19 protein-coding genes and 1 pseudogene are annotated in these 17,830 nt (G+C 69.8%); 13 read left to right on the forward strand and 7 right to left on the reverse strand.

The window, feature by feature from the left end; translation table 11 throughout:
- Position 1 precedes the first annotated feature (1 nt).
- From ACIBTS_RS05450 to ACIBTS_RS05480, 7 genes are all read left to right on the forward strand, one after another.
- Positions 2 to 922, forward strand: coding sequence for an SCO2523 family variant P-loop protein (locus ACIBTS_RS05450; protein ID WP_399316780.1), 921 nt, complete (start codon positions 2 to 4; stop codon positions 920 to 922).
- Positions 919 to 1,905 (forward strand): SCO2522 family protein, encoded by a 987-nt coding sequence (locus ACIBTS_RS05455; RefSeq protein ID WP_399316782.1) that lies wholly within the window; start codon positions 919 to 921, stop codon positions 1,903 to 1,905. The genes ACIBTS_RS05450 and ACIBTS_RS05455 overlap by 4 nt, the downstream gene beginning before the upstream one ends.
- Before the next feature lies 1 nt (position 1,906).
- Positions 1,907 to 2,869 (forward strand): SCO2521 family protein, encoded by a 963-nt coding sequence (locus ACIBTS_RS05460; protein WP_399316783.1) that lies wholly within the window; start codon positions 1,907 to 1,909, stop codon positions 2,867 to 2,869.
- 40 nt (positions 2,870 to 2,909) lie between these two features.
- Positions 2,910 to 3,863, forward strand: coding sequence for a hypothetical protein (locus tag ACIBTS_RS05465; protein WP_399316784.1), 954 nt, complete (start codon positions 2,910 to 2,912; stop codon positions 3,861 to 3,863).
- On the forward strand, positions 3,860 to 4,717 hold the full coding sequence (locus tag ACIBTS_RS05470) for a DUF6879 family protein (RefSeq protein ID WP_399316786.1): 858 nt from the start codon (positions 3,860 to 3,862) through the stop codon (positions 4,715 to 4,717). The genes ACIBTS_RS05465 and ACIBTS_RS05470 overlap by 4 nt, the downstream gene beginning before the upstream one ends.
- 159 nt (positions 4,718 to 4,876) lie before the next feature.
- Positions 4,877 to 5,626, forward strand: coding sequence for a DNA repair protein RecO (gene recO / locus ACIBTS_RS05475; protein WP_079662385.1), 750 nt, complete (start codon positions 4,877 to 4,879; stop codon positions 5,624 to 5,626).
- A gap of 82 nt (positions 5,627 to 5,708) precedes the next feature.
- On the forward strand, positions 5,709 to 6,560 hold the full coding sequence (locus ACIBTS_RS05480; RefSeq protein WP_079662386.1) for an isoprenyl transferase: 852 nt from the start codon (positions 5,709 to 5,711) through the stop codon (positions 6,558 to 6,560).
- A gap of 69 nt (positions 6,561 to 6,629) precedes the next feature.
- Here ACIBTS_RS05480 and ACIBTS_RS05485 read toward each other — a convergent pair whose 3' ends face one another.
- The 4 genes from ACIBTS_RS05485 to ACIBTS_RS05500 all read right to left on the reverse strand — a co-directional run bounded on the left by ACIBTS_RS05485 (position 6,630) and on the right by ACIBTS_RS05500 (position 9,857).
- Positions 6,630 to 7,049: a Fur family transcriptional regulator gene (locus ACIBTS_RS05485; protein ID WP_028806487.1), complete on the reverse strand. Its 420-nt coding sequence runs from the start codon at positions 7,047 to 7,049 to the stop codon at positions 6,630 to 6,632.
- A 125-nt stretch (positions 7,050 to 7,174) separates the two neighbouring features.
- A complete protein-coding gene (locus tag ACIBTS_RS05490) occupies positions 7,175 to 8,077 on the reverse strand; it encodes a metal ABC transporter permease (protein WP_399316787.1) in 903 nt (300 codons plus the stop codon).
- Complete coding sequence (locus ACIBTS_RS05495) at positions 8,077 to 8,877, reverse strand: metal ABC transporter ATP-binding protein (protein WP_399317193.1); 801 nt, start codon at positions 8,875 to 8,877, stop codon at positions 8,077 to 8,079. The genes ACIBTS_RS05490 and ACIBTS_RS05495 overlap by 1 nt, the downstream gene beginning before the upstream one ends.
- A 20-nt stretch (positions 8,878 to 8,897) precedes the next feature.
- Positions 8,898 to 9,857, reverse strand: coding sequence for a metal ABC transporter substrate-binding protein (locus ACIBTS_RS05500; RefSeq protein WP_399316789.1), 960 nt, complete (start codon positions 9,855 to 9,857; stop codon positions 8,898 to 8,900).
- Between the two features lie 206 nt (positions 9,858 to 10,063).
- Between ACIBTS_RS05500 and ACIBTS_RS05505 the strand changes: the two genes are divergently transcribed.
- Positions 10,064 to 11,446, forward strand: coding sequence for a glycine--tRNA ligase (locus ACIBTS_RS05505; protein WP_399316791.1), 1,383 nt, complete (start codon positions 10,064 to 10,066; stop codon positions 11,444 to 11,446).
- Between the two features lie 88 nt (positions 11,447 to 11,534).
- Here ACIBTS_RS05505 and ACIBTS_RS05510 read toward each other — a convergent pair whose 3' ends face one another.
- A complete protein-coding gene (locus ACIBTS_RS05510) occupies positions 11,535 to 11,918 on the reverse strand; it encodes a hypothetical protein (protein ID WP_399316793.1) in 384 nt (127 codons plus the stop codon).
- A gap of 168 nt (positions 11,919 to 12,086) precedes the next feature.
- On the opposite strand from ACIBTS_RS05510, the gene ACIBTS_RS05515 reads away from it, so the two are divergent.
- Together ACIBTS_RS05515 and ACIBTS_RS05520 are read left to right on the forward strand one after the other, a co-directional pair.
- Entirely contained in the window at positions 12,087 to 12,929 is an 843-nt protein-coding gene (locus tag ACIBTS_RS05515; RefSeq protein WP_399316794.1) for a helix-turn-helix domain-containing protein, read from the forward strand.
- Positions 12,911 to 13,189: a DUF397 domain-containing protein gene (locus ACIBTS_RS05520; protein WP_399316797.1), complete on the forward strand. Its 279-nt coding sequence runs from the start codon at positions 12,911 to 12,913 to the stop codon at positions 13,187 to 13,189. Before ACIBTS_RS05515 ends, ACIBTS_RS05520 begins: the two co-directional genes overlap by 19 nt.
- On the opposite strand, the gene ACIBTS_RS05525 is transcribed toward ACIBTS_RS05520, so the two are convergent.
- Positions 13,168 to 14,280, reverse strand: coding sequence for an endonuclease/exonuclease/phosphatase family protein (locus ACIBTS_RS05525; RefSeq protein WP_399316798.1), 1,113 nt, complete (start codon positions 14,278 to 14,280; stop codon positions 13,168 to 13,170). The two genes, ACIBTS_RS05520 and ACIBTS_RS05525, sit on opposite strands and share 22 nt — an antisense overlap.
- 161 nt (positions 14,281 to 14,441) lie before the next feature.
- On the opposite strand from ACIBTS_RS05525, the gene ACIBTS_RS05530 reads away from it, so the two are divergent.
- From ACIBTS_RS05530 to ACIBTS_RS05540, 3 genes and pseudogenes are all read left to right on the forward strand, one after another.
- Complete coding sequence (locus tag ACIBTS_RS05530; RefSeq protein ID WP_399316800.1) at positions 14,442 to 15,446, forward strand: aldo/keto reductase; 1,005 nt, start codon at positions 14,442 to 14,444, stop codon at positions 15,444 to 15,446.
- Between the two features lie 25 nt (positions 15,447 to 15,471).
- Positions 15,472 to 16,071 (forward strand): TetR family transcriptional regulator, encoded by a 600-nt coding sequence (locus ACIBTS_RS05535; protein ID WP_399316803.1) that lies wholly within the window; start codon positions 15,472 to 15,474, stop codon positions 16,069 to 16,071.
- Between the two features lie 120 nt (positions 16,072 to 16,191).
- Positions 16,192 to 16,476 (forward strand): annotated as a pseudogene (locus tag ACIBTS_RS05540) (DUF899 family protein); the annotation flags it as partial.
- A gap of 35 nt (positions 16,477 to 16,511) precedes the next feature.
- On the opposite strand, the gene ACIBTS_RS05545 reads toward ACIBTS_RS05540, so the two are convergent.
- Positions 16,512 to 17,813, reverse strand: a complete 1,302-nt coding sequence (locus tag ACIBTS_RS05545; RefSeq protein WP_399316805.1) for an RNA-guided endonuclease InsQ/TnpB family protein — start codon at positions 17,811 to 17,813, stop codon at positions 16,512 to 16,514.
- Positions 17,814 to 17,830 lie beyond the last annotated feature (17 nt).

Below are 17,830 nucleotides of genomic sequence, written 5' to 3' on the forward strand. Positions count from 1 at the left end.
CGTGCTCGTCTTCGCCGCCTCCGACAAGGGAGGCACCGGCCGCTCCGTGACCAGTGCCAACCTCGCCTACCACCGCGCCCTCGACGGGGACGACGTCTGCTACCTGGACTTCGACTTCGGATCGCCCACCGCGGCCGCCGTGTTCGATCTGCCCGACGTCCTCTCCGAGGCCGAGGGGCGCGGCCTGCACTCGTATCTGCGGGGCGAGACCGCCACACCCCTTCGGGTCGACGTCTGGGCCCGCACCGAACACCCCGACCTGCGCGACCGGCCCGGCGGATCCGGCCGGCTGGTCCTGCTGCCCGGCGACCGCACCGGCGGGGAATTCGTCACCGACGAGGAGAACCTCCACCGCTGCGTAGATCTCGTCCTGAGCCTTAAACGCGAATTCGACGTCATCATCGTCGACTTGAGCGCCGGACGCAGCTATGCGATGGACCTCGCACTCGTCGCCACCTCACCCCGCGGCGGGCTCGGCGGGCTCGCCACGCGGTGGCTCGTCCATCATCGCTGGACCCGTCAGCACGTGATGGCCGCGGCGGAACTGGTGTACGGAAAGCAGGGCATGGTGCAGGCCGGTGTCGCGATGGGGCACCGACGCGACGCGCTGAACGGCTCGATCCGCTTCGTCCGGGCGGCCGTACCGGATCTGGATTCGTCCTTGTGGTCGCAGGTGACGCCCGCGCAGTACGCATGGATGCGCAAGTGCGACAAGGAACTCGAGGAACTCGCCGCCGGCCGTGGCATCGGCAGGACCCGGGCGCTGACGTCCATTCCGCTGGAGCCCGTCCTGCAGTGGCAGGAGCGCCTCATCACCGACGAGGACGTGCACGACCGCAGGATCGCCAACGAAGCGACCTGGCAGGCCATGGGAGGCCTCGCCCGGCGGCTCACCGACGACAGGTACTGGGGGGAGTTGTGAACCGTCCCGCGGCCGTCTTCCGGGAGACCAGCGCCGAACCGCGCACGGAATCCGTGCCGTTCTCCCACCTCTCCCTGGAATTGGGCCACCTGTACATGGAGGACTTCGTCGAAGGACCTTCCAGGCTGCGCCGACACTTCGCCGCCGTACGGCCCTGGGCGGACGCCGCCCGGACCGCCCTCGGCCCGCTCCCTCCGGGCCGGCGGCCCCGGATCAGCACCTGCTTCCTGATCGACGACTACTTCTCCCGGCTCTCCACCCCCGCCGAGTTGATCCCGCCACTCCTTCAGGCCGCCGCCGAGGCCGGACTGACCATCGACTACCTGGCCCGCGAGTCGGGCTGTGCCGCAGCCGACCCCGCGCACCGGGACCGGGCCGAACTCGCCGAGTCCGTCCTGCACCGCCTGGTGGAGTCACCGCCGCCCGGCAGCAACGGCTTCCGCCCGCCCGTCAGCCGCACCGGCTGGCTCACCAACGGCCGACGCGCCCCCGCACAGCGCACCTCCGCCGCCCTGGACTCCACCGGCACGCTCTGGCAGCCGCCCAGCGAGACCGGCGCGCGCGGCCACTCCGTCTTCATGGACGTCGAACTGTGGAACGGCCCCGAGGACGACCGCACCTGGTCCTGCGCCTTCCTCGCCTCCGTCTGGCAGCTGGTCCGCCTCGGACTCCTGCGCGACAACGGCCGCACCGTGCTCACGCCCACCCCCTGGGACGACGAGGAGTTCCCGGCCGAGTGGGACGCGCTGCCGCCCGTGCTGCGCCTCAATGCGCGGGCCGCGCCCTTCACGGCGTATGTCACCTGCAGTGTGCTCCCCGCCCGCTTCCTGCCCGTCGAGCACGCCGTACGCGTGATCCTCGACCAGGTCCACGTCGAGGCCGAGGTCCTCCGACAGGTCGCCGACCGGTCGACGGCGGAGGGGTTCGCCATGCCGGCCGGGGCGGTGGACCGCACCTCCTACGTGTTCCCGCCTGGGCTGTGACATGAGCGGTCTGGGCACTGCCTCGGGTCCCGTCCTCTTCTGCGGGGAGGTACGCACCTGCCTGCTGCCCACCCGGGACGCCGTGGACGAGCGGGCGGCCGTACAACTGCTGCGGCTGCGCGCCGACGAACGCGTACGGGTCTCCCGGCACCCCAACCGGCACGCCGTCTCCCCGGACGTCCTCACCGGCGTCGACTGCCGGCTGCCCACCGCCACCGGGGCCCGCAGCCGCGCGGTGGGCACGGTGTCGGCCCGCGCGGCACTCACCGAGGGCCGGGTCCTGCAGGCCACGGCGTACTTCTGCGCACCCGCCTCCGGCCCCGACCGGCGACAGCCCTGGGGCTACTACCTGGTCCGGCCCGGCTTCCTGATCCCGGTCGGCCGACTGCCCGGGAAGGCGGTCACCGAAGGCTTCCTGTCGGCGAACCGGCCGGGCGAGCTGGACGTCGGATCGATCGCCGAGAGCCTGCTGGCGAGGATCTCCCGGCAGCATCGGATCCTCGACCACGACGCCCCGCTCACCACCGCCGACACCAGCCTGCGCTGGGCGGCGGCGGCCGCCGACGGCGAGGAGGCGTCCTTCGTGTTCACCAAGGCCGACGACGGCCTGCGGATGGTTGAACTGCGGCTGCCGCGGGGCACCGCGCCCGCTGCAGCGGCCGGCCTGTGCGAGGACCTCGCCCTGCACGACTGGCTGCTGACGACCGTCTCGGACAAGCTCGACGGACTGCGAACCGGCTCCGACGACCGGGCCGTCCTGAAGGTGCTGCGCCCCCTCGTCGACCACCTGCTTCACCTGTGGATGCCGCGGGCCCGCGTCGACCGCACCCTGCACGCCGCCTGGGAGGACCTGGAGAAGAGCCCGGGCTACAGCAGACAGTGGGGCACCCTGGCGCAGCGCATCCGCGATCAACTGGCGCTCCACGCAATCGCGTTGCCGAACGAGGTGCCGACCTCGCACTGACGGGGCACCATCTACGAACACCTGGCGGGGAGGGGTGGGTATGGACGGAGAGCCGGGCACGAGGAGCGGGGTGCAGATAGCGCCCGTCGTACTCAAGACACTGATCACCGTGGTCGTGGGCACGGTCGCCTATGTCATCACCAACCTGATCGACCAGTCTCAGGAGGAACTGTGGAAGCTCGCGATGTCGATCGTCATCGGGGGCTCGGCACTGATCGTGCAGTACATGGTCGACTTCGAGAAGCGCCTGGACTCGGTGGAGACCGGCCAGCGTGCCCGGACGCGGGAGCTGCACGACCACTTCACGCAGCTCAGTGAGGCCGCCGGGCTGTTGAAGGAGCTCGATCAGGCGGGCATGAGCACCAGTGACGCGAGGCGTCTGATCCAGAGCGCGACCCAGGTGGGACGCCAGGGCCCGGAGATCGTGAGGGCCTTCGCGCGCGCCGAGATAGAGAGCCTTGCCTCGGTCGTCACCGATCTGACCGGCATGACCGCCCACTGGCAGCGGGACAACAACGAGTGGCTCATCAGGCTCACCGAATGCGCCCGGCGCACCATCGACGCCACGAGCAGCTCCGTCGACCGGCCCTTCTGGGACACCGACCCGGCGGGGCACTACCTGGACGCGCAGAAACAGGCGCTGCTGGGCCCCGGGGTGAACATCCGGCGGCTCTTCATGATCAACGCTGCCGAGGAGGGCGACCCCGATTTCATGGACAGGTTCATGGCGCTCTGCCAGGGACAGCGCGACCTCGGCATCAAGGTGCGCTTCATGGTCCTCTCGCCGCAGCGGCACACCGCGGCGCGGGACATCGTGATCTTCGACAGTGCGCTGTACCTGGAGTTCGAACCGGACCGGCAGGGGAGCAACCTCCAGACCAGGCTCGACGCGGACGCCCGTCGTGTCGACGGTCAGGTCAGACGCTTCAACGACCTGTGGGAGGCCGCCACCGAGCCGAGCCCGGACCCCGCGCCCCAGCCGCAGGCACGATGAGGGCCCTGGTAGCCGTCGCGATGGGCGGCATGGTCTACCTGCTGACCAGCGTCATCGACCCGTACGGCGAGGACGGCCCCTGGCAACTCGTGCTGGCCGTACTGTGCGGCGGCATCACGCTGGTCCTGCAGTTCCTGATCTTCTTCGTGAACGAGCTGCACGCCGTGAAGGAGTCCGTGGACCGACGGTTCGCCGACATAGGGAGGGCGACCAAGCTCTTCAACGAGGTGGAGACGCTGCGCACGGACGGCGTGCCGCGGATCGCCGAGAGCGCCACCAGGGTCCTCTCCACGGGACCCGAGATCCTGCACGCGTTCGCGCACGCCGAGATCGACCGCCTTGCCGGGCAGATGGAGGACCTGGCCGACCTCAGCGCCGAGTCCGCGGGCGAGAACCACGACTGGCTCGTGACCCTCACCAGGTGCGCGAGAACGAGCATCGACGCCATCAGCACCACGGTCGTCGACGCCGGATTCTGGAGCACCGAACCGGCGGGACGCTACCTGAACGCCCAGCGCGACGCGATCCTCGAACGGGGCGTCTCGGTCCGGCGCCTGTGCATCGTGAAGCAGCCCGAGGAGTTCGCCGCCCTCCTCGAGATCTGCGAGGAGCAACGGGAGATGGGTGTCCAGGTCAGGGTGGTGGCCCTGGAGGATCTGCCGCTCCACCTCCGCCGAAGCTCGGCGTTCGACTGCATCGTCTTCGACGACGCGTTGTCGTACGAGGTTCGCACGAACGGGCTGAGCATGAGCACGTTGACGACGGTGAACTCCCGGGCAGACGAGGTCCAGCCGCTGATCCGCCGGTTCCACCAGTTGTGGGAGGCCACCGAGCACGGCGCATGGTTCGCCTGAGGCGCGACGCATCCCGTCGGCCCGGGCACGCCGCCCCCCGCGCGTAGGCGAGAATGGCTGTATGAGCCTGTTCCGCGACTACGGCAGTGTGCCGGGCACCCGGGTGCCGGGTGTGGTGGGCCGGGGTGTGCTTCGGGGCGAGCGGTGCGGTGGTGTGCGATGAGTCTCTTCCGGGACGACGGCATCGTCCTGCGGACGCAGAAGCTCGGCGAGGCCGACCGGATCATCACGCTGCTCACCCGCGGGCACGGGCGGGTGCGGGCCGTGGCGCGGGGGGTGCGGCGGACGAAGTCCAAGTTCGGGGCCCGGCTGGAGCCCTTCTCCCACGTCGACGTGCAGTTCTTCGCGCGGGGCAGCAGCGAGCTCGTCGGGCGCGGGCTGCCGCTGTGCACGCAGAGCGAGATCATCGCGCCGTACGGCGGCGGCATCGTGACCGACTACGGCCGCTACACCGCCGGCACGGCCATGCTGGAGACCGCCGAGCGGTTCACCGACCACGAGGGCGAGCCGGCCGTGCAGCAGTACCTGCTGCTGGTGGGCGCCCTGCGGACCCTGGCCCGGGGCGAACACGCGCCGCATCTCGTCCTCGACGCGTTCCTGCTGCGCTCGCTGGCCGTCAACGGCTACGCGCCCAGCTTCGGCGACTGCGCCAAGTGCGGAATGCCCGGCCCCAACCGGTTCTTCTCCGTCGCCGCCGGCGGTTCGGTCTGCGCCGACTGCCGGGTGGCCGGCAGCGTCGTGCCCTCGCCGCAGACCCTGGTCCTGCTGGGCGCGCTGCTCACGGGAGACTGGGAGACGGCGGACGCGTGCGAGCCGCGGTACGTCCGGGAGGGCAGCGGGCTGGTGTCCGCCTACCTGCACTGGCATCTGGAGCGCGGCCTGCGCTCCCTTCGGTACGTAGAGAAATAGCACGCAGAGAAACAGCACGCAGAGAAACAGCACGCAGAGAAACAGCACGTAGAGAACAGGCAGCAGAGGAGACGAGAGACACATGGTCGTACGCGGGTTCCTGGGCCGGCAGCGTCGGGAGTACAGGACGCCGGAGCCGCACCCGTCCGGCGCGCGTCCGCCGAAGCTCCCCGGTGAGCTGGTGCCCGAGCATGTGGCGATCGTCATGGACGGCAACGGCCGCTGGGCCAAGCAGCGCGGGCTGCCGCGCACCGAGGGCCACAAGGTCGGCGCCGAGCAGGTCCTCGACGTGCTGCAGGGCGGGGTCGAGATGGGCGTGCGGAACATCTCGCTGTACGCGTTCTCCACCGAGAACTGGAAGCGCTCGCCCGACGAGGTGCGCTTCCTGATGAACTTCAACCGCGACTTCATCCGCAAGAGCCGTGACCAGCTCGACGAGCTCGGCGTCCGCGTCCGCTGGGTGGGCCGGATGCCCAAGCTGTGGAAGTCGGTCGCCAAGGAGCTCCAGATCGCCCAGGAGCAGACCAAGGACAACGACCGGCTCACGCTCTACTTCTGCATGAACTACGGCGGCCGCGCGGAGATCGCCGACGCCGCGCAGGCGCTCGCCGAGGACGTCAAGGCGGGCAGGCTGGACCCGTCCAAGATCACCGAGAAGACCCTCGCGAAGTACCTGTACTACCCGGACATGCCGGACGTCGACCTGTTCCTGCGGCCGAGCGGCGAGCAGCGCACCTCCAACTACCTGCTCTGGCAGAGCGCGTACGCGGAGATGGTCTTCCAGGACGTGCTGTGGCCGGACTTCGACCGCCGCGACCTGTGGCGGGCGTGCGTGGAGTTCGCCTCCCGCGACCGACGCTTCGGCGGCGCCGTCCCGAACGAGGAACTCCTGGCCATGGAGCGGGACATCGCGGGGAACCCGACCACCTCGTAGTCACCGGGGGCCTGGGGGCGGCAGCCCCCAGGGACCGTCACCCCGGGCTCACCGCACACCGCTCACCGCTCAACCGCCGGAGGCCCCCGCGCAGTCGGAACACGTGCCGAAGATCTCCACCGTGTGGGCCACGTTGACGTAGCCGTGTTCCGCGGCGATCGCCTCGGCCCACTTCTCCACCGCGGGGCCCTCCACCTCCACGGCCTTGCCGCAGACGCGGCAGACCAGGTGGTGGTGGTGCTCGCCGGTGGAGCAGCGGCGGTACACGGACTCGCCGTCGGAGGTGCGCAGGACGTCGACCTCGCCCGCGTCGGCGAGGGACTGCAGGGTGCGGTAGACCGTGGTCAGGCCGACCGAGTCGCCCTTGTGCTTGAGCATGTCGTGCAGGTCCTGGGCGCTGCGGAACTCGTCGACCTCGTCGAGCGCCGCTGCCACGGCGGCACGCTGCCGGGTGGAACGGCCCTTCACGGGCGGTCCAGCGGTCGTCACCGTTGCCTCCTTCGATGGCCCGTTCGCCTACGGGGCGCCTTGTGCCGGTGTCGCGCCCCTTCGGCTCTCGCGCGCCTCACGTCTGCCGCTTGCCCGGCCATTGTGCCAGTCCGGCCTGTGCGCGGTCAGACGCCGATCCCGTCCCCGGCCTTCCTGGTGGCCAAAATCGCGCACTCGGCGGGGTCCCCGGCGGGCTGCGCGGCCGCCAGTGCGCGGGCGCGGCGGCGGGCCAGCGGAGCGGCCAGCACGCTCAGTGCGACGAACGCGGCGATGGTGAGCAGCACGATCGTCGCGCCGGGCGGGACGTCCTGGTAGTACGAGGTCACCGTGCCGCCGATGGTCACCGTCACGCCGATCGCGACGGCGATCGCGAAGGTGGCGGCGAAGCTGCGGCTGAGCTGCTGGGCGGCGGCCACCGGGACGACCATCAGGGCCGACACCAGCAGCAGGCCCACCACCCGCATCGCGACCGTCACCGTCACCGCCGCCGTGATCGCCGTCAGCAGGTTCAGCGCGCGCACGGGCAGGCCCGTCACCCGGGCGAACTCCTCGTCCTGGCTGACGGCGAAGAGCTGGCGGCGCAGGCCGAGGGTGACCAGGACCACGAAGGCGGCGAGCAGGCAGATCGCGGTGACGTCCGATTCCGACACGGTCGAGAGCGAGCCGAAGAGGTACGACGTCAGGTTCGCGTTGGAGCCCGTCGGCGCGAGGTTGATGAACATCACGCCGCCGGCCATGCCGCCGTAGAAGAGCATGGCGAGGGCGATGTCGCCGCGGGTCCTGCCGTACCAGCGGATGAGTTCCATGACGACGGCGCCGAGGACGGAGACCGCCGTGGCCATCCACACCGGGGACCAGGACAGCAGGAAGCCGAGGCCGACGCCCGTCATCGCGACGTGGCCGATGCCGTCGCCCATGAGGGCCTGGCGGCGCTGGACGAGGTAGATGCCGACGGCGGGGGCGGTGATGCCGACGAGGATCGCGGCGAGCAGCGCCCGCTGCATGAAGGCGTAGTTCAGGAAGTCCATCAGCTCAGCAGTCCCGTGCGGATCGGTTCGGCGCCCGCGGGTGCGTGCGGGTGTACGTGGTCGTGGCCGGGCTGGGGGTCCCCCCGCTCGAGCGAAGCCGAGAGTGGGGGAGTGCTGGCCGCGGCCTGCGGGGGCGGCCCGTCGTGCAGGACGCAGCCGTCGCGGAGCACCACCGCGCGGTCGATCAGGGGCTCCAGAGGACCCAGTTCGTGCAGCACGAGCAGGACGGTCGTACCGGCCGCGACCTGCGACTTCAGTGTCTGCGCCAGGATCTCCTGGCTGGCCAGGTCGACGCCCGCCATCGGCTCGTCCATGATCAGCAGCTCGGGCTCGGAGGCGAGGGCGCGGGCGATGAGCACGCGCTGGTGCTGGCCGCCGGAGAGGGCGTCGACGCCGTCCTTGGCGCGGTCCGCCATGCCGACGAGCTCCAGGGCGTGCCGTACGGCCTCCCGGTCGGCCTTGCGGAAGACGCCGAAGCGGGTGCGGGAGAGGCGGCCCGAGGAGACGACCTCCGTCACCGTGGCCGGGACGCCGCCGGCGGCCGTCGTGCGCTGCGGGACGTAGCCGATCCGCGCCCAGTCCCGGAACCGGCGGCGCGGGGTGCCGAACAGTTCGATCTCGCCGTCGGCGATCGCCACCTGGCCGATCACGCTGCGCACCGCCGTCGACTTGCCGGAGCCGTTGGCGCCGAGCAGGGCGACGACCTCACCGCGCCGCACGGTGAGGTCGACGCCCCGCAGAACGGGGCGCGAGCCCAGGTCCGCGCGGACTTCGCGCATCGCGATGACGGGCTCGGCCATGTCGTCGTCCTCCGTACTGGTCATTTGCTTCCCAGGGCCGTCTGCAGCGCCTTGAGGTTGGCCTCCTGGACCGAGAAGTAGTCCGTGCCCCTGGACTTGCCCTTGACGATGCCCTCGACGGGGTCGAGGACGTCCGTCTTCAGCCCGGCGTCGGAGGCGATGGTCTTCGCGGTCTTGTCGCTGACGAGCGTCTCGTAGAACACGGTCGTGACGCCGTCGGCCCTGGCCATCTTCTCAAGCTCCTTCACGCGGGCGGCGCTGGGCTCCGAGTCGGGGTCGAGGCCGGTGATGGCCTCCTCGGTCAGGCCGTAGCGCTCGGCGAGGTAGCCGAAGGCGGCGTGGGTGGTGACGAAGACCTTGGTCTTCGTGTTCGCGAGCCCGGTCTTGAACTGCGTGTTCAGCTCGTCGAGCTTCTTCACGAGGGCCGCGGTGTTGGCCTTGTAGTCGGCGGCGTGGTCCGGGTCGGCCTTCTCGAAGGCCTTGCCGACGCCCTGGGCGACCTGGGAGTAGCGCACCGGGTCGAGCCAGATGTGGGGGTCGAGGCCGGCCAGGTCCTCGTTCTCGTGGTCGTCGTGCTCGGCCGCGTGGCCGCCGACCTCGTTGCCGTGCTTCTCCATCGTGGTGAGCAAGGCGGCGTCGATCTTGGTCTTGATCTCGGACTGGGAGACCGCGGAGTCGACGGAAGGCTGGAGGTTCTTCAGGTAGAGCACCGCGTCGGACTCCTGGAGCGCGGCGGTCTGCTTGGCGCTGATCTCCAGGTCGTGCGGCTCCTGGCCGGGCTCGGTCAGGCTGGTGACGTGCACATGGTCCCCGCCTATCTGCTCGGCGAGGAAGGCCATCGGGTAGAACGACGCGACGACGTCGAACTTGTCCGTGTTGGCCGCGGCCGCGCTGTCGGAGGAGCAGGCGGACAGGGTGCCGAGGCCGAGGGCGGTGGCCGCGGCGACCGCGGTGCCGGATATGAGTCGTCGTGCGTTCATGACAGTCATTTTCAACAAATATGGAAACCGTTGTCAACAAGGATTCGGGTGAGGGCAGCGTAAGGGCCCGGTAAGCCCCGAAGGGCTGCGGTATGGCCCCCGCGGACGACCACCGATTTGGTCGAGGGGGAGGACCCGCCGGTACCCTGAAGTCTTCGCTGGAAGCATCTCGCTTCGTCGCCCGTCGTCGTTATGAAGAGAGCACCGTGGCCGCCGACAAGATCGACACCATCGTCAGCCTGAGCAAGCGCCGTGGCTTCGTATTCCCCTGTTCTGAGATCTATGGCGGTCAGAAGGCCGCCTGGGACTACGGACCGCTGGGTGTCGAGCTCAAGGAGAACCTGAAGCGCCAGTGGTGGCGCTACATGGTCACGTCGCGCGAGGACGTGGTCGGCATCGACTCGTCCGTCATCCTGGCCCCCGAGGTCTGGGTGGCCTCCGGTCACGTCGCCACCTTCTCCGACCCGCTGACCGAGTGCACCTCCTGCCACAAGCGGTTCCGCGCGGACCACCTCGAAGAGGCCTACGAGGCCAAGCACGGCCGCCTGCCGGAGAACGGCATGGCCGACATCAACTGCCCCAACTGCGGCAACAAGGGCCAGTTCACCGAGCCCAAGCAGTTCTCCGGTCTGCTCTCCACCCACCTCGGCCCCACCCAGGACACCGGCTCCATCGCCTACCTGCGCCCCGAGACCGCCCAGGGCATCTTCACCAACTTCGCCCAGGTGCAGACCACTTCGCGCCGCAAGCCGCCGTTCGGCATCGCCCAGATGGGCAAGTCCTTCCGCAACGAGATCACGCCCGGCAACTTCATCTTCCGCACCCGCGAGTTCGAGCAGATGGAGATGGAGTTCTTCGTCAAGCCGGGCGAGGACGAGAAGTGGCAGGAGTACTGGATGGAGCAGCGCTGGAACTGGTACACCGGCCTGGGCCTGCGTGAAGAGAACATGCGGTGGTACGAGCACCCGAAGGAGAAGCTCTCCCACTACTCCAAGCGCACCGCCGACATCGAGTACCGCTTCCAGTTCGGCGGCAACGAGTGGGGCGAGCTCGAGGGCGTCGCGAACCGCACCGACTACGACCTGAACGCCCACTCCAAGGCCTCCGGCCAGGACCTCTCCTTCTTCGACCAGGAGGCCGGCGAGCGCTGGACGCCGTACGTCATCGAGCCCGCGGCCGGTGTCGGCCGCTCGCTGCTGGCGTTCCTGCTCGACGCCTACGTCGAGGACGAGGCCCCCAACGCCAAGGGCAAGCTGGAGAAGCGGACGGTCCTGCGCCTGGACCACCGTCTGGCCCCGGTGAAGGTCGCGGTCCTGCCGCTCTCCCGCAACCCGGAGCTCTCCCCGAAGGCCAAGGGTCTGGCGGCCGCCCTCCGCCAGAACTGGAACATCGAGTTCGACGACGCCGGCGCCATCGGCCGCCGCTACCGCCGCCAGGACGAGATCGGCACGCCGTACTGCGTGACGGTCGACTTCGACACGCTGGACGACAACGCGGTCACCGTGCGCGAGCGGGACTCCATGAAGCAGGAGCGGGTGTCCCTCGACCAGATCGAGGGCTACCTCGCGGGGCGTCTGATCGGCTGCTGAGGCCGCGCGGCCGCGCCGCCGCGCCGTTCCTCGGCTCTGCTCCTCGGCTCTGAGTGCCGGGTCCCTTCTTCGGGGGGCCCGGCATTCGTCATTCCCGGTGCTCGCGCCGCTGGTGGCTGCGCAGCAGCACGTTGGCGTCGGTCTCCGCGCTGTAGTCGTGCGTGGCACGTGCCTCGGCTCGGCGCACCGCCAGATCCACGCACTCGGCGCAGTCGGGCGTCGGCACGGGCGGGCGGGGGGCGCCGATGCCGACGAGGAACGGTGCGTCGGTACGCGCCCGTTGATTCGCCGCACGCACGCCGGCGCTCAGCCGTTCCTGGGCGGTGGCCGGGCGCAGCGCGGCGGGGTCGGCCTGCCACTCCCGGCCGCCGCCGACCGGCCGCAGCATCGCGTAGGGCCCGGAGCGGTCCTGGTACTCGCCGACCTTGTCGGTGGCGGGGTCATAGAGGAGAGTGCCGGGTTCGTGCCGCATGTCGTCCGCTCCTTTTACCCAACTTCCCTACGAAATGTGTGGGTTGGGATACTCTGGGTATGGGTGGGGGTCGTCGTCAGAATGACCTCCGGACGGTGCCGACATGCCGGGGGCGCGGGCTAGGGGTTCGTCCAGCGGCGCAAATTCCATAAATTCCGGAGGGGTGAGATGCCGTCGAGGCGGGTGATCACGGGGCGGAGTCAGGAACCTCGGCGACGGTTCGCGGAGGAGCTGCGCCTGCTGCGGACCGAGAAGGGGGACAGCCTGCGGCAACTGGAGGAGGTGCTGGGCTGGAACGCGTCGACCTTCGGAAAGATGGAGGGCGGTCAGAGCCTGGGCGGCCCGGAGGTCGTGGAGGCGCTGGACCAGCACTACGGAACGACCCCGATGCTGCTCACGCTGTGGGAGCTGGCGGTTGGGGATCCGTCGCAGTTCAAGGAGCAGTATCGGCGGTACATGGCGTTCGAGGCGGAGGCGGTCGGGCTGTGGCAATACTCGGTGAGTGCGCCCCCGGGTCTGCTTCAGACGGACGGTTACGTGCGTGAAGCGCTTGTGGCAGGTGGCCTCAAAGGGGCGGAGTTGGAGCAGCAGATCGAGGCGCGTACGGGTCGGCGGAAGCTGTTGGAGGGGGAGGAGGCCCCTCCGTTCAGGGCGATCCTCTCCGAGGCGGTGCTGCGGATGTCGCTGCGCGACTCTCAGGAATGGCGGTGCCAGCTGGAGTACCTCCTGGAGGTAGCGAAACGCCCGAACACAGCCCTCCACGTGCTGCCGTTCGGCACCGGTCCGCATGGCCTGATGAACACGGACACGATGTTCCTGCGGCTGCTGGATGGCCGGACCGTGGCCTATGCCGAAAACGACGTACGCGGCGAATTGATCGAGGAATCGGGCAAGGTCGAGCGCCTGCACCGCACTTATGATGCGGTACGTGACCTGGCGCTGAATCCTGCCGAGTCGCAGTCGTTCATCTTGCGTATGTTGGAGGATTTGCCGTGCGAGCCATCGACTTGAGCAGCGTGACGTGGCGCAAGAGCTCCTACAGCAACACCGACGGCGGCAATTGCCTCGAAGTCTCCGACGACCTCCTCAGCACCGCCGCCTGGCACAAGAGCAGCTACAGCAACTCGGACGGCGGCAACTGCCTCGAAGTCGCCGACCACCTCCCCCTCGTTCCCGTGCGGGACAGCAAGGCCCCCGCCCGGGGGGTGCTCGTCTTCGGGGCGGAGGCCTGGGGGGCGTTCGTCGGGGCCTACAGGTCGACGTCCGCGTAGAGCGCCGCGTGGTCGGACGCCTCGTTGCCCTTCGATGTCACCGTGTCGAAGGACTTGATGTCGTCCGCGAAGATTCCACGGGTCTCCAGGCCGACGTGCTGCACCTCCCGCCACAGCTCCGGCGCGAGCAGGAGGTAGTCGATCTTGTTCCGCTCGCTCTTGCAGTCGCCGTGGGTGCCGGGCAGCCCGCGATAGGTGCGGTGGCTCATCACGTCGTGGATGCCGGTGTCCCGTAGCGCCGTGATCGCGTCGCTGTCGGGGTCGTCGTTGAGGTCCCCGGCGACGATGACGTGCGGGGAGCGCTGCCTCGCCGCCGTGTAGATCTCCGCGACCCGCTTCGCCTGTGCCAGCCGCAGTTCGGGATCGTCCTGGAACTTGCTCTTCAGGTGGTTGCCGAGGATCACCAGGGGCGTGCCGTTGAGCCGGATCTCGAACTCGGGGCAGTCACGGCTGAAGAGCCGCTGGTCGGGGCGTTCCGGGTCGGTGTCGAAGATGTGGGACCGGATGGACGTGATCGGGTGTCGGCTGAGGATCCCGATGTCGATGCCCCGGCTGTCGTTGCCGTCGATCAGCAGGCTGTAGGGGTACGGCCGCCTGCCGAGCGCCCCCGCGAGGACCTGCGTGTTGAAGCGCTCCAGGGCGAGCCGGTCCTCGACCTCCACGGTGAGCAGGATGTCGGCGTCGACCTCTGAGACCACCCGGCCGGTGTTGCGCACCGCGTCCAGGTCGAAGTCGTCCTGCCCGAGTTCGGCCCAACCGGCCCACGCGGCACGGCCCTTGGCGGTCACCTCGACGGTGATGTTCTTGCCCGACCCCGATGTCTTGAACAGCCCCGACTCCTTGCCCGGACGGGACTGGTTGACGTAGATCGGCGGCGGGTTCGTCGGGTCGATGTCGTACGCCCGGTGCTTCTTGATGAGCCCGGCGATCTTCGTCTTGTCGCCGTCCGAGTACACCGGCAGGTCGAGGAGGCCGACCAGGGTGGCGAAGTCGTCGAGGATCTCCTTGCGCTTCACAGGGTCCGGAATGCGGAACGCCGTGGGCCGGCGGAAGAGGTTCTCCATGTTGAACGTGGCGATGCGGATGCTCATGGCGGCCTCCATGGCGGCGCAGGGAGCTGCCGCTGGCCGACGGCAGGCGCCGCCGAGGTGACTGCACGCCGACATCTCTCATTGTCCTCGGGGCGCCCGGCCTGTCGACCGGACGACTGACAGATATTGAAATCTGTCAGCTGTCATGCCATGCTGTCGGTATGACGATCCCCACACGCACCCTCGGCACCACCGGCCCCCAGGTCTCCGCCCTCGGCCTCGGCTGCATGGGCATGTCCGCGCTGTACGGCGACGCGGACCGGGCCGAGTCGATCGCGACGATCCACGCCGCTCTGGAGGCCGGCGTGACCCTGCTGGACACCGGCGACTTCTACGCCATGGGCCACAACGAGATGTTGATCGGCGAAGCCCTGCGCACCGCGCCCGCCGCCCGGCGCGAGCAGGCGCAGATCAGCGTGAAGTTTGGCGCGCTGCGCGACCCGGACGGCGGCTGGAGCGGCTACGACGGCCGCCCGGCAGCGGTGAAGAACTTCGCCGCCTACTCCCTCCAGCGCCTCGGCGTCGACCACCTCGACGTCTACCGCATCGCCCGGCTCGACCCGGCCGTACCGATCGAGGAGACGGTCGGCGCGATCGCCGAACTGGTCGAGAAGGGATACGTCCGGCACATCGGCCTCAGCGAGGTCGGCGCGCAGACGATCCGCCGGGCCGCGGCCACCGCGCCGATCGCCGACCTCCAGTTCGAGTACGCGCTGATCACCCGCGGCATCGAGCGGGAGATCCTGCCCACCACCCGTGAGCTGGGCATCTCGATCACCGCGTACGGAGTCCTGTCGCGCGGGCTGATCTCCGGGCACTTCAGCGCCGACCGGAAACTCGCGGCAAACGATTTCCGCGTGCATTCCCCCCGCTTCCAGGGCGACAACCTCCAGCACAACCTGAACCTGGTGGAGGCGCTGCGGAAGATCGCCGAGCAGAAGGGCGTCTCCGTCGCGCAGATCGCGATCGCCTGGGTGCTCGGCCGGGGCGACGACATCGTGCCCCTGATCGGCGCGCGGACCCGCGAGCGGCTCGCGGAGTCGCTCGGCGCGCTGCAGGTCACACTGGACGAGGCCGACCTCGCCGCGATCGAGGAGGCGGTCCCGGCCGACGCCGCCGCGGGCGCGCGCTACCCGGAGGCCCAGATGACTCACCTCGAAGCGTGACAGCCCTCCCGGGTACGGTCTGAGCATGTCACCACCGACCGAGGCCCTGACCGCCGAACGCATCCTCGAGACCACCGAGGAGGTGCTGCGCCGCCACGGCCCGGCCAAGGCCACCGTGGTCGACGTGGCCCGCGCGCTGGGCGTCAGTCACGGCAGCGTCTACCGCCACTTCCGCACCAAGGCGGCGCTGCGTGAGGCGGTCACGAAGCGGTGGCTGGACCACACGTCCGAGACCCTCTCCGGCATCACCGCCGACGAGACCCGCGACCCGCAGACCCGGCTGCGCGACTGGCTCACGGCGCTCTACGAGGCCAAGCGCCGCAAGGCGGGCGGCGACCCCGAGCTGTTCGCCACCTACATGGTGCTGACCGGCGAGAGCGGCTCGGTGGTGGGCGAACACCTCGACGACCTCACCGGCCAGCTGACCCGGATCATCGAGGCGGGCGTGGCGACGGGCGCGTTCACGGCTCCCGACCCGGCGACCACCGCCCGCGCCGTCTTCCAAGCCACCGCCCGCTTCCACGACCCCGCCTACTTTCAGGAGTGGGAACGGCCGGGGTCGCAGGACGACTTCCAGGCCCTGGTGGACCTGCTGCTGCACGGGCTGCGGCAGCGCGGCCGATGAGTTCCGGCCGGGTCGCGAGTCTGTACCGGTGAGCGTCGTCGTGAGCGTCGTAGGACATCGCACGACGTCGCACGACGCCGACCGGACCGGCACCTGACACCACGGACCACGGAGGACGCCATGACGACCACGCCGGACGACCCGACCACCGCGCCGACCACCGCGCCGACCACCGCCCCGACCACCGCACTGCCCGGCCGCCCGCCCGTCGTCGACCTGGCTGCCTGGCAGGCCGCCCGTGACGAGCTGCTGGTCCGCGAGAAGGCCCACACCCGCGAGGGCGACGCGATCGCCGCGGCCCGCCGCCGGCTGCCGATGGTGGAGTTCGACGGGACGGTCGAGGTCGTCGGACCCGACGGCCCGATCCCGTTCCTCGACCTGTTCCAGGGCCGCGACGAACTCGTTCGTCGTCTACAAGCACATTTGACATCCTCCCCCTCTCAGAAGAGGGGGATTCCAACCGGTTTGGGTTGAGGTTCACGGACGTTCTTCGACCGCGCGGGCGGCGTCGTCCCTCCGGCACCGGCTGTTTGCCGGGGGCGGGGGATGCCGCCCTGTCCTGCCGCGACGTTGTGGCTTGCGTTGGTGTCCGCGTTGCAGGTGAAGCCGCAGGACACGCACTCGAAGTCGGCTTGGCTCTTGCGCGACTTCTTCTCGATCCACCCGCAGGCACTGCACCGCAGGCTGGTGTAGGCGGCGGGAACGTCCTCGACCCGGCCCGGGGCCTTGTGTCCGGTGCGCCGGCGCAGCAGGCCCCAGCCCTGGGCGAGGATGGCCCGGTTGAGGCCGGACTTCTGCGCCACGTTCTTGCCGGGCTGCTCCACGGTTCCCTTCGCGGAGCGGGTCATGTTCTTGATGTTCAGCTTCTCGAAGCGGACAAGGTCGTAGGAGCGGGCGAGCATGGTGCTGGTCTTCTCACACCAGTCCTTGCGCCGGTTCGCCTCCCGCGCCTTGAGCCTGGCGACCTTCGCGTGCCCGGCCGCCTTCAGGTCGCTGCCTTTCGGCGCGCGGGCGGCACGCCGCTGGTGCTTGCGGATCTGCGCCCGCTCCCTGACGGTGAGCTGAGGGCAGTTCAGCTTGCGGCCGTCGGAGAGGGCAGCGGTGACGGTGACACCCCGGTCGATGCCGATCGCCCCGCCCGTGCCGGGCGCGGCGACCGGGCCGGGGATGACGGCGAACGCCACATGCCACTGCCCGTTGCGGTAGGTGACCCTGAACGTCTTCGCGTCGGGCAGTCGCGCGCCTCTGCCCTTGGCGCTGAGGCGGAAGCGGACCCAGCCGCATCCGGGCACCTTGACCCGAGCCCATCGCCGGTTCAGCCTCTGCACGACGACCGAGCGGCCCATGACCTGCCTGCCGGTCTTCGCGTTCAGCTTCGGCGAGCCGTCCGCATGGTGCTCGGGGACGCGGTCGGTCCCGATGACGCGGAAGCCCTCGTGCCGGTGCTTCCTGCGCCAGGTCGGCTCGCCGAACCCGGACGTGAAGCGGGCGCTCTTGGCCTTCGTGAAGTCTTTCAGCGCCTGCTGCTGCACGTCGGCGTTCCCCGAGCCCAGCCACTCGTTGTCGCGGCGGGCTTCGGTGAGCTGACGGCACTGCTCGGCGAAGGAGGGCGCGGACCTGCGGCCCGGCCTCCAGTGCGCGTGCTGCTCGACCGCGAGGTTCCACACATACCTGGCGTGCGCGCAGTGCAGCAGCATCTGCCGCTCCTGCCCGCCCGTCGGATACATCCGAAACCGTGCCATGCCGTGAACGTAGACCA

Origin of the sequence: Streptomyces sp. NPDC050121 (assembly GCF_044460385.1) — a bacterium.
In the GTDB taxonomy this organism is placed as follows: Bacteria; Actinomycetota; Actinomycetes; order Streptomycetales; family Streptomycetaceae; genus Streptomyces; species Streptomyces soliscabiei.

Coding starts and splice junctions, on each gene's coding strand:
- ACIBTS_RS05510 (WP_399316793.1), bottom strand. CDS start 11,918: ATGCGGCACGAACCCGGCACTCTCCTCTATGACCCCGCCACCGACAAG.
- ACIBTS_RS05460 (WP_399316783.1), top strand. CDS start 1,907: ATGAGCGGTCTGGGCACTGCCTCGGGTCCCGTCCTCTTCTGCGGGGAG.
- ACIBTS_RS05500 (WP_399316789.1), bottom strand. CDS start 9,857: ATGAACGCACGACGACTCATATCCGGCACCGCGGTCGCCGCGGCCACC.
- ACIBTS_RS05530 (WP_399316800.1), top strand. CDS start 14,442: ATGACGATCCCCACACGCACCCTCGGCACCACCGGCCCCCAGGTCTCC.
- ACIBTS_RS05545 (WP_399316805.1), bottom strand. CDS start 17,813: ATGGCACGGTTTCGGATGTATCCGACGGGCGGGCAGGAGCGGCAGATG.
- ACIBTS_RS05525 (WP_399316798.1), bottom strand. CDS start 14,280: ATGAGCATCCGCATCGCCACGTTCAACATGGAGAACCTCTTCCGCCGG.
- recO (WP_079662385.1), top strand. CDS start 4,877: ATGAGTCTCTTCCGGGACGACGGCATCGTCCTGCGGACGCAGAAGCTC.
- ACIBTS_RS05470 (WP_399316786.1), top strand. CDS start 3,860: ATGAGGGCCCTGGTAGCCGTCGCGATGGGCGGCATGGTCTACCTGCTG.
- ACIBTS_RS05535 (WP_399316803.1), top strand. CDS start 15,472: ATGTCACCACCGACCGAGGCCCTGACCGCCGAACGCATCCTCGAGACC.
- ACIBTS_RS05480 (WP_079662386.1), top strand. CDS start 5,709: ATGGTCGTACGCGGGTTCCTGGGCCGGCAGCGTCGGGAGTACAGGACG.
- ACIBTS_RS05490 (WP_399316787.1), bottom strand. CDS start 8,077: ATGGACTTCCTGAACTACGCCTTCATGCAGCGGGCGCTGCTCGCCGCG.
- ACIBTS_RS05495 (WP_399317193.1), bottom strand. CDS start 8,877: ATGGCCGAGCCCGTCATCGCGATGCGCGAAGTCCGCGCGGACCTGGGC.
- ACIBTS_RS05515 (WP_399316794.1), top strand. CDS start 12,087: ATGCCGTCGAGGCGGGTGATCACGGGGCGGAGTCAGGAACCTCGGCGA.
- ACIBTS_RS05465 (WP_399316784.1), top strand. CDS start 2,910: ATGGACGGAGAGCCGGGCACGAGGAGCGGGGTGCAGATAGCGCCCGTC.